11 protein-coding genes are annotated in these 14,581 nt (G+C 37.1%); 2 read left to right on the top strand and 9 right to left on the bottom strand.

Going from position 1 to position 14,581, the window contains the following annotated elements:
- The first annotated feature begins 121 nt into the window (after positions 1-121).
- Together ACJROP_RS02095 and ACJROP_RS02090 are read left to right on the top strand one after the other, a co-directional pair.
- Positions 122-535 (top strand): MarR family winged helix-turn-helix transcriptional regulator, encoded by a 414-nt coding sequence (locus ACJROP_RS02095; protein ID WP_406533848.1) that lies wholly within the window; start codon positions 122-124, stop codon positions 533-535.
- Positions 532-1,065 (top strand): nitroreductase, encoded by a 534-nt coding sequence (locus ACJROP_RS02090; RefSeq protein ID WP_406533847.1) that lies wholly within the window; start codon positions 532-534, stop codon positions 1,063-1,065. The genes ACJROP_RS02095 and ACJROP_RS02090 overlap by 4 nt, the downstream gene beginning before the upstream one ends.
- 44 nt (positions 1,066-1,109) lie before the next feature.
- On the opposite strand, the gene argS is transcribed toward ACJROP_RS02090, so the two are convergent.
- The 9 genes from argS to ACJROP_RS02045 form a co-directional block, all read right to left on the bottom strand.
- Positions 1,110-2,810, bottom strand: a complete 1,701-nt coding sequence (argS, locus tag ACJROP_RS02085; RefSeq protein ID WP_406533846.1) for an arginine--tRNA ligase — start codon at positions 2,808-2,810, stop codon at positions 1,110-1,112.
- 20 nt (positions 2,811-2,830) lie between these two features.
- The gene (locus ACJROP_RS02080; RefSeq protein ID WP_406533845.1) at positions 2,831-3,253 is read right to left on the bottom strand and encodes a signal peptidase I; all 423 of its coding nucleotides are present in this window, start codon (positions 3,251-3,253) and stop codon (positions 2,831-2,833) included.
- Between the two features lie 4 nt (positions 3,254-3,257).
- Positions 3,258-4,532, bottom strand: coding sequence for a glutamate-1-semialdehyde 2,1-aminomutase (hemL, locus tag ACJROP_RS02075; RefSeq protein WP_406533844.1), 1,275 nt, complete (start codon positions 4,530-4,532; stop codon positions 3,258-3,260).
- A 9-nt stretch (positions 4,533-4,541) separates the two neighbouring features.
- Positions 4,542-5,171: a cobalt-precorrin-8 methylmutase gene (locus tag ACJROP_RS02070; protein WP_406533843.1), complete on the bottom strand. Its 630-nt coding sequence runs from the start codon at positions 5,169-5,171 to the stop codon at positions 4,542-4,544.
- Positions 5,172-5,224: 53 nt separating this feature from the next.
- Entirely contained in the window at positions 5,225-6,430 is a 1,206-nt protein-coding gene (locus ACJROP_RS02065) for an NAD(P)/FAD-dependent oxidoreductase (RefSeq protein WP_406533842.1), read from the bottom strand.
- 25 nt (positions 6,431-6,455) lie between these two features.
- Complete coding sequence (aspS, locus tag ACJROP_RS02060; RefSeq protein ID WP_406533841.1) at positions 6,456-7,775, bottom strand: aspartate--tRNA(Asn) ligase; 1,320 nt, start codon at positions 7,773-7,775, stop codon at positions 6,456-6,458.
- 162 nt (positions 7,776-7,937) lie between these two features.
- Complete coding sequence (hisD, locus tag ACJROP_RS02055) at positions 7,938-9,215, bottom strand: histidinol dehydrogenase (RefSeq protein WP_406533840.1); 1,278 nt, start codon at positions 9,213-9,215, stop codon at positions 7,938-7,940.
- 7 nt (positions 9,216-9,222) lie between these two features.
- Positions 9,223-10,872: a dihydroxy-acid dehydratase gene (gene ilvD, locus ACJROP_RS02050; RefSeq protein WP_406533839.1), complete on the bottom strand. Its 1,650-nt coding sequence runs from the start codon at positions 10,870-10,872 to the stop codon at positions 9,223-9,225.
- Positions 10,873-11,159: 287 nt separating this feature from the next.
- Positions 11,160-14,581: hypothetical protein (locus ACJROP_RS02045; RefSeq protein WP_406533838.1), on the bottom strand; the 3,422-nt coding region annotated here is incomplete at its 5' end.

The following is a 14,581-nucleotide window of genomic DNA, read 5'->3' as shown; positions in this document are numbered from 1 at the left end:
ACATTCCACATGGGCGAGTTTGGAATATACTGCGGAATGCTTCTGGGAGGAGGAATCGGTTCCCTCATATGTTATGCATGCATTGAGCTTTACATCAACAGACTAATCAGGAGTAGCGAGCATGTTTGATGAAGACGTACCGGCTGTTCCTTTCATCTCCATAATTCATAGGGAACATGCCAAATACCTAAACAAGAAAGTGAAAGATGAAAATTTAAGCTTTGGACTTTACCCGTTGCTGATAAAAATATATCAGACAGACGGAATCATACAGGAGCAATTGGCTCAAATCTTTCATTTAAATGAAAGTACAATAACAAGAAACCTTAAAAAGCTTGAAGAAAAGGGTTTCATCAAAAGAATCCCCGATAAAAGAACAAAAAGGATAAAGATTACTGATAAAGGTGCAAAAACCGCAAGAAAAGTAATGGACTATGACGAGATGTGGGATGAGAAAATTAAAGAGATAATAGGAGATAAAGAGTACGATAATTTTAAAAATACCCTTAAAAAAATAAGCGAGGAGTTAATATGAATCAGACAATAAACGATTTGAAAACAAGAAGAAGCATACGCAAATTCAAAGACGAACAAATCTCAGATGAAGATCTAAAAACAATATTGGAAACAGGAACCTATGCACCAACCGGAAGAGGATTGCAATCCCCAAAAATCGTTGTGATTCAGGATGCCGAAACCATTAAGGAATTGTCAGCCTGGAACAGAAGCTTTTTCCCTGTTCCAGTTCCGGATGATTTAGATCCATTTTATGGATGCAAAACCCTTTTAATCGTTCTAGCAGATAGTGAAATACCAACTTTCAAAGAAGACGGATGTAGTGTTCTTGCGGTTTTAGTCAATGCTGCTCATGCAGTTGGCGTTGGTTCATGTTGGATTCACAGAGCCCGTGAAGAATTTGCATCCGAAAAAGGAAAAGAACTATTGAAAGAATGGGGAATTCCTGAAACCTACGAAGGAATCGGCCATGTTGTTCTAGGATATCCGGACATGGAGGCACCAGAGCCATTGCCAAGAAAAGAAGATTATATTCACTACGTGGATTGAATTTATTAAAAAAAAGAATTAAAAGATGAGTTAAATCTACTCATCTACATTTTTTCAGGTGCAGAAACACCTAAAATATCTAAAGCGTTTTTAATAGTTGTTTTAGCTCTATCAACTAAAATAAGTCTTGTATCTTCAACATCAGATCCGATTACTTGTTCTGACTTGTAGAACTTATTGAATGAACTGGCTAAATCCTGTGAGTATTGTGTAATGTTGTGAACTCTCTGCTTGTTTGCACAATCTTCTACAACCTGTGGGAATTTAGCGATTTGTCTTATTAAATCTTGTTCTGCTTCATCTGGAACCCAATCGTCTGAAACTTCCAAAGAGCTAATGTCCTTGCCTGATTTTGCAAGCAATTTGCATGCCCTTGCATGGGCATATTGAATTGAAGCACAACCCCTCTCAAAGCTTAACGCCTCATCCCATTTGAAAGTCAAGTGCTTTTCAGGGGACAGTTTTGCAATGAAGAATCTTATAGCTCCAATACCTATCTCTTCAGCCATCGGTGCGATTTCCTCTTCGGATAAATCAGGGTTTCTTGATTTGATTTCATCATGCGCCCTTAAAACAGCTTCATCGATTAGTTCATCAACAGATACGAATTTTCCTCTTCTGGTTGACATGGATCCTTCTGGAAGTGTAATGAACTCATAAAATATTACTTCAGGAGCTTTTTGTCTGAATATCTCTTCAAAAATAACCTTGATTTGTTTAGCGGCCAATTTATGGTCAGAACCTAAAATGTCAAGGACAGTATCGCCTAAAGTAGCTTTATATATATGATAAGCCAAGTCTCTTGTAGAGTAAAGGGAAGTACCATTAGACCTTCTAAGGACAAATTCCTTTTCAATGTTGAAGTCGGTCAAATCAATGTACAATACTTCATCCTCACGGGTGAATCCTTCCCTTTGGATATAATTTACAATTCTGTCAACTTCACCATTCCTTACAAACTGACCTTCCCATACAAAGTCATCATGGACAATGTTCATTCGTGAAAGTGATTCCTTCATTCCACTGATACATTTTGAAACGACATCTTCAAAGACCTTGTTTAGCTCTTCGTCTGAGCCTTCTTCGTATTTTTGAATCAATTCATCAACTTTAGCATTCAATGCATCGTCTTCCTCAACGGCCTTGTTTGCGTCATAATATAATTTTCCAATCTTGTGGTCAATCTTATCTCCTTCATAATCTTCAATTTTAAAACCACATTCTGTTATGCCGCAGACGATAATGGCTATTTGCCTTCCCATATCATTAACATAATACTGGGTTGTGACATCCCTGCCTGCCAATCTCAACAATCTTGCAAGTGAATCTCCAAATATGGAGTTTCTGATGTGTCCAATATGCAATGGCCCATTAGGGTTTGCTGAAGTGTGTTCCAATATAATTTTCTCACCGTATGCCGGAAGCTTTCCATAATCTTCATCGACTTTTTCCAGAAGCAACTTTGAAAATTTAGAATAGTCTATGAAAAAGTTTACATAAGGACCAAAATTCTGAACTTTGGAAAAAATTTCCGGAACTTCAATCTTTTCAACCAAATCCTTTGCAACTTCAGGAGGTGAAGTTCTTAATTTTTTAGTAAGTGCAAAAGCAATAGTGCTTGCCAAGTCTCCCAATTCAGGATTTGGCGGAAATTCCAACTTGAAATTCCTATCTATCTCCTCATCATATTGATCCAATGCCTTATTAATGGCATCAATAGCTTGTTTTTCAATTTCAAAATACATTAACTCACCTTAATTAATAATCATAATCCCCTTAACCAGATGGAAAGGTAACCAATCTTTGGAATAACTACTAAATTGTCACCGGATGTTACAACCCTTTCTCTGATTTGGTCTGAAGTAACATAATAAGGGTCTGGAGATTTATTATTATCCCCTTTAATTACATACATCGTAGTTCCATTTATATCTGTAATATTAATAATTCTATGAATTACCGGTTGTTCAAACCATGCCGCATCATAAACGACTACGTCACCGACTTGAACATCTTCAGGATTGAACTCATTGATTCCTAAAAAATTTGCCTTTTCAACAAGAACAATATCGCCTCTGTAAAATGCAGGCTCCATACTTCCTGAAACAACTACATTCAAGTGTTGAGCGGCTATCAAAACTATTATAAGAATGATTACATATGATGCAATTTCCTTCCAATCTATCATTTAATTACCTTCTTCTTTTTTTAAATGCTGCCTGTAGACCCAATTCAATAGCATCAACTGTTTTTTGAATATCTGCCATACTGTGAGCATTTGAAATAAAATTACATTCAAATTGAGATGGCGGAATAAATACACCTTCTTTCAATAAAGTCTTGAAATATCTCAAGAACTGCTTTTTATCAGACTTTTGAGCATCTTCATAATTCAAGACAGGATTTGGATTGAAATAAATCTGAAACATTGAAGCAAGACCTACTGGCTGGATATTATATCCTTCATCCTCGATTATGGATTGAACGCTGCTTCTTAAGAAATCGCCTTTTCTTCCCAATTCCTTATAGAACTCATCATCCAATTGAGTTAAAGTTGAGATTCCTGCCTGAACTGAAATTGGATTTCCAGAAAAGGTACCTGCCTGATAAACCGGTCCGTTTGGAGCAATCAATTCCATTATCTCTCTTTTACCACAAAATGCTCCCATCGGAAGTCCTCCACCTACAATCTTGCCTAGTGTAGTCAAATCAGGAGTGACACCATAATACTCTTGAGCTCCACCTTTTGAAGCTCTAAAGCCGGTAATGACTTCATCAAAAATCAAAACGATTCCATTTTCTTCAGTGATTTTTCTAATGAACTCTAAAAATCCTGGTTTTGGCTCAATGCAACCAACATTACCCATGACTATTTCCATGATGATACAGGCAATGTTTTCTCCTTCTTTTTCAATTAATTCAGTCAGTGCTTCTTCATCATTGAATGGAACAGACAAAGTGTTTTTAGTGGTGTCTTCTGGAATTCCCGGACTGTCAGGCAAAGTTGCAGCACCGGAACCGCCTTTGACCAGTACATAATCATGCGCTCCATGGTAAGCCCCTTCAAATTTGACTATTTTGTCTCTACCTGTAAAGCCTCTTGCAAGCCTTATTGCACTCATAGTGGCTTCGGTTCCACTATTACAAAATCTTACCATTTCGGCAGACGGGATTCTTGAAACTACCTCTTTTGCAAGAACTATTTCATTTTCAGTTGGAGCGCCATAGGCACTTCCGATAGTTAGCTGATTTGAAACTTCCCTTACCACTTTAGGGTCGGCATGTCCTAAAATCAAAGGGCCATAAGCCAAACAATGGTCTATGTAAGTTTTGCCGTCCACATCTGTGATTTTAGAACCCCCTGCACTTTTAACGAAAAATGGATAAGGCTTAAAAGCACGCACTGGGGAATTTACACCGCCAGGAAAGTAATTTTTAGACTCGTTAAACAATTCTTCAGAATACATTCTATCACTCTATAAATGTTGAATCAATGAATTAACGCAAGCTACAGCAATTGGTGTTCCGCCTTTTGGACCCTCAACAACGATATTCGGAATATCTGAATTTTTCAAAGCCTCTTTGGAATCGGCCGCTCCGACGAATCCAACTGGAACTCCAACAATAGCTTTAAGATTCATTTCACCTTTTTCATATAAATCCATAGCTTCAAAAACAGCAGTAGGTGCATTACCAGAAACTACGATACCTTCAAAATCATTTAAAGCCGCATAACGCATTGCAGCAGCAGCTCTAGTAATTTGATGTTCTTTAGCTATTTTAATAACCTCTTCATTCTTAATATAACACTCAACTTCCCCATCGTATCTTGTAATACCATATTTGACCATGTTAATGTCAGTCAAAATAGTTTCTTTATTTTTTAAGGAAGCCATAGCTGCATCCACAAAATCAGGGCTCATATGCACTAATTTTGCATACTCAGGATCTGCAGTTGAGTGAACAATTCTCTCAACAATGTCTCTTTCTATAGGTTTTAAATCTTTGACATCATCTCCAATAAGGCCTCGGATAATCTCCCTACTTTTGTTGGCGATATCCAAACCTTGCTTAGTTGATGCACCCATGAACATTTTGTCTGTCATGATGTAAGTTATATATTAAATATATGTTAAATATTTTGTTTATTTATGAAAAATTATTTTTCACCGGCTGACAAGCCCGCAAGATATCCTGTTGAAAAAGCGATTTTCAAATTATAACCGCCGGTAGGCCCATGCAAATCCAGAACTTCGCCTGCAAAATAAAGATTTGGAACAATAGCTGATTGCATAGTCTTCGGATTAACATCAGCTAAATCAACACCACCAATAGTTACTTTTGATAAATCTTTATTAAAATCAGTTATCTCAAAAGTAAATCTCTTCAAATTTTCAATTAACCTATTTTTGCTTTTCTTATTTATTCGAGAAAGCTGAGTTTGTCCATCAAGATCAATGTCATCCAAAAAGAAATCGATGAAACTGTTTGTCAAGAATAACTTGAGATAATTTTTGAGTAGAGTCTTTCCCTTCTTTTGAGAATCTATTGTAAATTTCTCCAATAGATTTTCACGAGAAAAATCCGGGCATAAGTCAATAGCTATTTCAATGTTCATTTCGGGATTGTCATCCTCTAATAAGTTATAGGTCATATTTTCGGAGATAATGTTGCTTAAATTAATGATACCCGGCCCCGTCAAACCAACATGGGAAAACAATACGTTTCCTATAACCTTATATTTATTATAACTTATAACTACATCATATAAGGTGATTCCGGCAATTTGCGACAAATCCTTTTTGGTGATTAATGGAACAAGACCATATTTTATATCAGTCAATGGCTGTGATGTCAATGAATAGTTTTTAATGTTGCAGCCGGTTTGGGGATAGGTCATGCCTCCAGTGGCAATGATTATCTTATCCGCTTTAATTTCATTGTTAATTACAAAATCTTCACTAATAGATGTAACTTCAAAATTATATTTTACATTAACATCTTCAAGATATTCCAATAGAATTTTTAAAACATCACTGGATTTTTCAGTTTCAGGAAAAATTCTGTTTTCATCCTCTTCAATGAAAGACAATCCTTTATCTTCAAAAAGTGACAGTAACTTTTCATTGGTCAAAGTATAAAAAGAGTGTTTTAAAAAGTTTTTTTGAGAATATGAATCCAAAAGCTTTTTTATTGGCTTGGAATTCGTAATATTGCATCTTCCACCACCTGTCATAAGAAGCTTGCGGCCTAATGACTGGTTTTTTTCAAGCAATACTACGCTTGAGGAATTCTGGCTTGCGGCAATTGCGGCCATCATTCCGGCAGGTCCTCCACCAACAACAGCTATCTCATATTCTTCCATATCAATCTAAAAAAAAGAAAAGAAATTAAGGGGTTAATCTGTGTCTGTCTCTTGGGAAGAGAACACATTCACGGATGTTTTCAGATCCTGTAAGCACCATAGTCAACCTGTCAGCACCAAGACCCCAGCCTGCATGAGGAGGCATACCGTATTTAAACGCTTTGAGATAGCTTCCAAATCCTGCAGGGTTTAATCCTCTTTCTTCAATTTGTTTTACGAGCAAATCATATTGGTGTACACGGGTAGCACCGGATGATAACTCTAAGTTGTTATACATTAAATCGAATGCGTGAGAGTATTTTTCATCTCCCTCTTTAGGCATTACATAGAACGGTTTGATTTCAGTTGGCCATTCGGTCAGGAAGTAGAAACCACCCATTGCATCGCCTAACGCTTTTTCAGCTTCACGGGATAAGTCTTCTCCCCATTGCATTTCAACATCACGGGAGTTTACGATATCAACAGCTTCATCGTAAGTGACGACCGGGAAATCACCGGAAGGCACTTCCAATTCATGGCCTAAAACGTCCAATTCTTTAGCGCAGTTTTCATTGACATCTTTCAAGACTTGAATGAGCATATCGTTTAAGATTTTCATTACATCGACATCTTCCATAAAGGATGCTTCCATATCGATTGAAACCGCTTCGTTCAAGTGTCTTAAGGTGTCGTGCTCTTCCGCTCTGAAAATCTGACCGATTTCAAATACCTTATCCATTCCAGCGCCCATCATCATTTGCTTGTACAATTGTGGGGATTGGCCTAAGAATGCTTCTTTTTCAAAGTAAGTAATTGGGAATAATTCTGTTCCTCCTTCAGTAGCTGATGCTACGAGTTTAGGAGTGTTGATTTCATAAAATCCATTATCATAGAAGAAATCTCTGATAGTATGGAACATTTGGCCTTTGATTTTGAAAATTGCTGAAACGTTTTCTTTTCTGATATCTAAGAATCTTGAATCTAATCTTGTGTCGATTCCAGCTTGAACCTTTTCTGTTGGATCCATTGGTAAAGGCTGGTTAGCCAAGTTCAATACTCTGATTTCTTTAGGAATTATTTCAACACCGTTTGGTGCTTTTGGAGCTTCTTGAACTGTACCTTTGATTGCTACAACGGATTCTTTTCTAAATGATCTTAAATCTTCTAATATTTCTGCTTCTACTTTTTTACTTGGAGCTGTAATTTGAACTCTGCCGGTTACATCTCTGATGATTACAAAGATGATTCCGCCTAAATCACGGATTTCATGTACCCAACCCATGATTGTGACATCGCTGCCTGCAATTTCAGGAGTGGCATCTTTTGCATAGTGAGTTCTTCTCCAACCATTTAATAAACCTTGCAAATTATTCACCTCGGTTATAAAAATAAAAATAATGATAAACTTTCATTATAATTTTAATTTAGTTTTAATGTTTAATAAAGATATGTAAAAAAATAAGAATTCAGTATTGAATCAAAAATAAAAAAATAAAAATACCTTCGACACATAGTCGAAGATGTTAATTTACTCATTATTTAATCTTGTTTTAAATGAATTCGCATGTGCAAAGAACCCTTCATATTCGGCTATTGGAACTGAAGTTTTGGATAACTCTCTAAGACCATCTTTTGTGATTCTTTGAACAGTAGGCTTTTTAATGAAAGCCTCAGTAGAAAGACCTGAATACATCTTAGCCCCGCCTCCAGTAGGCAGAACATGGTTTGTTCCGGATCCGTAATCACCCGCTGCAACAGGTGAATAGGCACCCAAAAAGATTGAACCTGCATTGTTGATGTGTGATAACGCCTCATCATCATCTTTGGTGGATATGATTAAATGTTCAGGAGCATACTCATTTGTAACATGAATTGCCTCTTCAAATGTGTCAGTGATAATGATTTTTCCACTTTTTGATAATGATTCTTCAATGATTTCACGCCTTGGAGCGACTTCAGTCATTTGTTTTACAAATTCGTCAGTTTCAAGGGCTAACTTTTCTGAGTCAGTCACCAAAAAGCATGATGCATTAGGATCATGCTCCGCTTGCGCCAATATGTCGGTTGCCAAAAATTCAGGATTTGCAGTTTCATCAGCCAATATCAACACTTCAGACGGACCTGCCGGAAACTCGATATCTACTTGACCATAGACCAATTTTTTAGCTGCGGTAACGAATATATTTCCAGGCCCGACAATTTTCTCTACACGAGGTATTGATTCTGTTCCATATGCAAGACCTGCAATTGCCTGTGCTCCTCCAACCTTATATATTTCATCAGCACCAGCAATATCCGCAGCAACCAGTATTGCATCCAAGATTTTGCCGTCCTTTTGAGGAGGTGTAACACATACAACCTTTTCAACACCGGCAATTTTGGCGGGAATTACAGTCATTAATATTGATGACGGATAGGCTGCCCTTCCGCCAGGGATATAACAGCCCGCAGAGTTGATTGGCCTTACAATCTGGCCTGCAACAATGCCGGGATTTACTTCAATTTCCCATTCTGATGGAATTTGCTTTTTATGGAACTTTTCAATATTTGATGCTGCCTGCCTTAATGCAACAAGCAACTCATCATCCAGTGTATCATAAGCCTCTTTGATTTCATCTTCAGAAACTTTCAGATTTTCTATTGTAACACCATCAAATTTCTCTGTATATTCCCTAATAGCATCATCTTTATTGGCACGAACGTTGTCCAAAATCTCAGATACTGTACCTAAAACATTATTAACGTCCTGTTCTGAACGTTTAATGGTTTCAGCAAGATCAATTTCAGAGTATTTCAGTATTTCCATTATAACACTACCTTAAGATAGCGCCTGTATCGGCGGAGTGTACTAACTTCTGATATATTGCCAGCCATCCGGTAACATCACTTTCAGGGTGTTTGACCTCTTTTAATCTAGCTTCGATTTCCTCATCGGATAATTCTACATTTATAAATCTGTTTTCAATGTCGATTTCAATGATGTCGCCATTTTGGATTGCTGCAATAGGACCGTTTTCCATTGCTTCAGGAGATACGTGTCCAATGCAAGGCCCTCTTGTTCCGCCTGAGAACCTACCATCAGTTATTAGCCCAACATCCTTGATGTTCATTCCTGCAAGAGCGGAAGTCGGATTAAGCATTTCACGCATTCCAGGACCTCCTTTTGGTCCTTCATACCTGATTACAACAATGTCTCCCTCTTCGATTTCATGGTCAAAGATTGCCTTTGTAACTTCCTCTTCTGAGTCATAAACCTTTGCAGGTCCCTTAAGATGCATCAAATGGTCTGCTACAGCACCTTTTTTGACAACACTTCCATTAGGGGCTAAATTACCTTTAAGTATTGCAATTCCACCATCCTCATGGACAGGATTATCCAATGTATGAATGACATCAGTATTCTTGTTTTCAACGTTTTCCAGGTTTTCAGCAATTGTTTTTCCGGTTACTGTCAATTGCTTTGTATCGATTTTATCGCCCAATGTCTTAAGCACCGCCTGAATTCCTCCTGCCAAGTGCAAGTCCATCATTGAGTCTTCACCTGCAGGGGAAATCAATGCAATATGAGGAACTTTCCTTGATATTTCATCGAACAGTTCCAAATCGACACTTAAGCCTTCAACTTCGCTTGCAAGTGCTGGAATATGCAATGCGGTGTTTGAAGATCCACCCAATGCCATGTCAACTGCAATTGCATTGTTGAATGCCTCTTGGGTCAAGATATCGGATGGCTTAATGTCCTCTTCAACAAGCTTTACAATCTGTTTACCTGATTCATATGCAATCTGGTTGTTTTCCTCTGTAAGGGCATGGGTTGTAGCGCATGTCGGAAGGGACAATCCCAATGTTTCTGTAAGGCATGCCATTGTATTTGCAGTAAACAATCCAGAACAGCTTCCAGCACCAGGACATGCACATTTTTCAAGTTCATGAACTTCCTCTTCACTCATTTTTCCTGCAGAATATGCTCCAACCGCCTCAAAAACAGTGATTAAATCAGCAGGCTTACCATTATAAGATCCGGCTGCCATCGGCCCACCTGTAACGACAATTGATGGAACATTTACTCTAGAAGCTCCCATAATCATTCCGGGAACTACCTTATCACAGCTTGGAATCAATACCAATCCGTCAAAGGCATGGCCTTTTGTCATGCTTTCAACTGTTGCGGCAATGATTTCCCTTGAAGGCAGTGAGTATTTCATTCCTTCATGGTTCATGCTTATTCCATCGCAGATTGCCATTGTATCAAATTCAAATGGAATGCCTCCAGCGGCAATGATTCCTTCCTTTACAAATTCCACAAGATCCCTCAAGTGAATATGGCCCGGCACAATGTCGGTGAAGCTGTTTGCTATACCGATGAACGGTTTTTCGAAATCTTCATCGCCAAGACCACATGCACGCAGGAGTGACCTGTGTGGTGCCCTTTGAATTCCTTTTTTTACACTATCACTTTTCATTTAATCACACACAATTTAATCAAATCAGTATTATATATCTCATTCATAACTTTTAAAATATTGGAATTGGTTAAGATTGTGGAATTTGGTTGAAGTAATCTATATAAACAAAATTATTTTTGAAAAGTAGTATTGATTATTTAATTTATTAAAAAATAAGCCTTATTAAAATAATGGTTTTATAGAAAAGATGTCTAATTTTAATTGATTAATTTCATTTAATGAAATTTGATTTTTATGTAAAAAATAAAAAATATGGGAAAATTAAATTTTCCCATTAAACGTGTTTAACTTTTCCTTTTTAATGACAAACCAACAATTGCGAGCAATGCCAAGAGCGCCATAACAATTGGGTTACCTGTAGCATGCAAACTAGGAGGAACTGGAACGTCAACCGGAGGCTCTGTTACGTTTTCCTCAGGTTCTGTTACATTCACTTCAGCTTCATCAAAGTTATTGGTATAGTCGCTTTCGTAAGTGTCACATTCAGTAGATGCTCCAACTACAAAAGTACCTTTAGCTAACGCTTTAGTGTCAAGTAAGAGTGTGACTTTCTCTCCAGGAGCCAAATCTCCAATGGTCCAAATACCAGTATCTGGGTCATAAGTACCTTTGGAAGGTTTAAATCCTAAAAGTTTCAATTCGTCAGGCACGGTTACATAAGCACGAGAGTTAATCGCAGTGTCAGGTCCTTGATTTACAACAGTAATAGTCCAAACCACCTTATCGCCTACGGTGACTTCAGTAACATCCGGTTCAACAGTTATTACCAAGTCAACTTCAGGAGGAACGGTAGTTGAATTGTTACATTTGTTATTGGTTTCATTCGGATCATATGTATCGGAAGTAACATCTACAGTGTTAATAATTGTTACATTAGTAGCAGTGACTAAAGTTACGATATTCAAAGTAGCGGATTTGCCGCAAGCAAGGTCGCCCACTTTCCAAATTCCAGCATCAAAATCATAAGCTCCATTGGAATCATCGCTAACGTAAATTACTCCGGAAGGTAATTTTTCATTGACAACAGTATTGACTGCAGTATCTCTACCGTTGTTGGTAACAATGATTGTCCATGTTATTTTGTCGTTTTTGTGAGCAGTTGAATTAGATACTAATTTAATAACTTCTAAATCAGCTTCAGCTACAACATTAATAGAGCTATTATCCTTATTGTTGCTTTCATCAGGATCATAGGTATCGGATGTAACGTTTACAGGATTGGTTATATTAGCATTTGAATCTGTTAATATAGTATCAATATGTAAGGTTACGGATGCCCCGCTAGTAAGATTACCTACATTCCAAACACCTGTTTCAGGGTCATATGCACCAGCAGAATCGTCTGAAACATGTTGTAAACCAGCAGGTAATTTATCGACAACAATAGCGTTTACAGCATCATTAGGGCCGTGGTTAACTACAGTAATGTCCCATTTTATAATGTCGCCATAGTAACATTTAGCGTCTTCATGATCGTTTGTTTTGATTACTTCTAAATCAGCTTCAGGTGGAACTACAGTACTGTTGGTTCCATTGTTATTAGATTCGTCCGGATCGTAAGTGTCAGAAGTTGTATTGACATTATTAACAATAGTAGCATTAGTGGCATCAATGAGTGTTTCGATGATTAAAGTAGCAGATTCACCGCTGGAAAGATTGCCAACTGTCCAAGTATTATCAGCAAACTCACCACCACTGACATTAACAACATCTAAACCACTAGGGATAACATCTTCAACAACAACATTCACAGCATCATCCGGACCGTTATTTGTAACAACAATAGTCCAACTTACCACATCACCTTTATGAGCGGTATCATTAGAAACAAGTTTAACAATACTTAAATCAGCTTCAGGAGGAACAACAGTATTGTTGGTTCCATTGTTATTGGTCTCATTAGGATCATAGGTATCAGAAGTAACATTCACATTATTAACAATAGTAACGTTAGTAGCATTCACAACAGTTCTAATAACTAAAACTTTAGAATCACCACTAGCAATCTCATCAATAAACCAAACATTATTCTCAAACCTACCCGCATGACCAAGATTAATCACTTCAGGATTAATTAACTCAGCAGGAATGACGTCAATTACAGTAACATTGACTGCAGTATCAGGACCATTGTTGGTAACAGTAATAGTCCATTCTACAACATCACCTTTATGAGCAGAAGCATTAGACACAGTCTTATTAACAGTTAAATCAGCCTCAGGAGGAATAACAACAACATCAAAATCATTATTATTACTCATATTAGGGTCATAAGTCTCACTGGAAACATTAGCCATATTAACAATAGACATGTTGGTAGCATTCACAATAGTTCTGATAACTATAATTTCCACTTGACCTAAACTCATATTGCCAATAGTCCAAGTCTTACCGTCAGCAGATAATTCACCGGTAGTAATGTTAACAACACCATCGTAAATCAATTCATCAGGTAAAACATCCTCAAGAACCGCATTAATGGCGCCATCAGGACCATGGTTAACAACGACAATAATCCAATCAACAACATCGCCTTTATGAGCAGACATGTTGAGTGAAGCTTTAATGACCTCTAAATCAGCCTCAGGAGGAACAACAGTATTGTTAGTTCCATTGTTATTAGACTCATTAGAATCATAAGTATCAGAAGTCACATTCACAATATTAACAATAGTAACGTTAGTATCATCAACAGTAGTGTTAAGAACTAAAACTAAAGTCTCGCCACTAGCCATCTCATCAATAAACCAAATTTCACCATCAAATGAACCGTCATCAATACTGACCACACCATTATAAATCAACTCAGCAGGAATGACGTCGGTTACAGTAACATTGACTGCAGCGTTAGGACCATTGTTTGTAACAGTAATAGTCCATTCTACAACATCACCTTTATGAGCGGAAGCATTGGATACAGTCTTATTGATTTCTAAATCAGAAACTGAAACTACGAAAGTAGTATTGTTAGCATCGTTGTTATCATAATCTGATTCATTGGTAGTTGTGTTTACAACCACGAAGTTAGTGTTATTGCCTTCAATAGTTAATTGAGTAATTACTTTAACAACAATAGAAGTGTAAGGAGCTAATTCTCCAATTTCTATGGTTAAAACACCATCAACTACATCACTAGCATAATTGCCAATGACAACAGCACCAGCAGGTAAAGTATCAGTGACAACAACATCTTTAGCAACACTAGGACCATTGTTAGTAACAGTAATAGTCCATTCTACAGATTCGTTGAATAATATTTCAGTAGCATTTACATCTTTTGTAATTTCTAAATCGCAAATAGGATCAACTTGAGTAGTATTGTTAGCATCGTTATTAGTTTTGTTAGTCTCATTAGTAGGAGTAGTAACAACAACAACATTAGTTAAATTACCCTCTTTAACCGCTTTAGTAACAATAGTGAGCACTTGAGAAGTGTAAGGATCCATATCGCCGACAATCCAAGTAAACTCTTTACCATTAATAGTAATAGCAGATGAATTACCAGTCAATACAAGACCATCAACCAAAGTATCAGTCACATTAACATCTTTAGCAACACTAGGACCATTATTAGTAACAGTAATAGTCCAAGAAACAGACTCATTTAAGTTAATAACAGTAGCATTAACAGTCTTATTGATCACTAAATCACAAATAGGATCAACTTGAGTAGTATTGTTAGCTTCATTATTGGTTTTGTTAGTCT

The organism is Methanobrevibacter sp., assembly GCF_045220775.1.
Lineage (GTDB): Archaea > Methanobacteriota > Methanobacteria > Methanobacteriales > Methanobacteriaceae > Methanocatella.
The sequence above is the reverse complement of the archived record's forward strand: the minus strand, read 5'-3'. Positions and strand labels throughout refer to the sequence as shown.

What these genes read in the sequence shown, in the direction of transcription:
- ACJROP_RS02095 (WP_406533848.1), top strand. Translation starts at nt 122, where the DNA reads ATGTTTGATGAAGACGTACCGGCTGTTCCTTTCATCTCCATAATTCAT.
- ACJROP_RS02090 (WP_406533847.1), top strand. Translation starts at nt 532, where the DNA reads ATGAATCAGACAATAAACGATTTGAAAACAAGAAGAAGCATACGCAAA.
- argS (WP_406533846.1), bottom strand. Translation starts at nt 2,810, where the DNA reads ATGTATTTTGAAATTGAAAAACAAGCTATTGATGCCATTAATAAGGCA.
- ACJROP_RS02080 (WP_406533845.1), bottom strand. Translation starts at nt 3,253, where the DNA reads ATGATAGATTGGAAGGAAATTGCATCATATGTAATCATTCTTATAATA.
- hemL (WP_406533844.1), bottom strand. Translation starts at nt 4,532, where the DNA reads ATGTATTCTGAAGAATTGTTTAACGAGTCTAAAAATTACTTTCCTGGC.
- ACJROP_RS02070 (WP_406533843.1), bottom strand. Translation starts at nt 5,171, where the DNA reads ATGACAGACAAAATGTTCATGGGTGCATCAACTAAGCAAGGTTTGGAT.
- ACJROP_RS02065 (WP_406533842.1), bottom strand. Translation starts at nt 6,430, where the DNA reads ATGGAAGAATATGAGATAGCTGTTGTTGGTGGAGGACCTGCCGGAATG.
- hisD (WP_406533840.1), bottom strand. Translation starts at nt 9,215, where the DNA reads ATGGAAATACTGAAATACTCTGAAATTGATCTTGCTGAAACCATTAAA.
- ilvD (WP_406533839.1), bottom strand. Translation starts at nt 10,872, where the DNA reads ATGAAAAGTGATAGTGTAAAAAAAGGAATTCAAAGGGCACCACACAGG.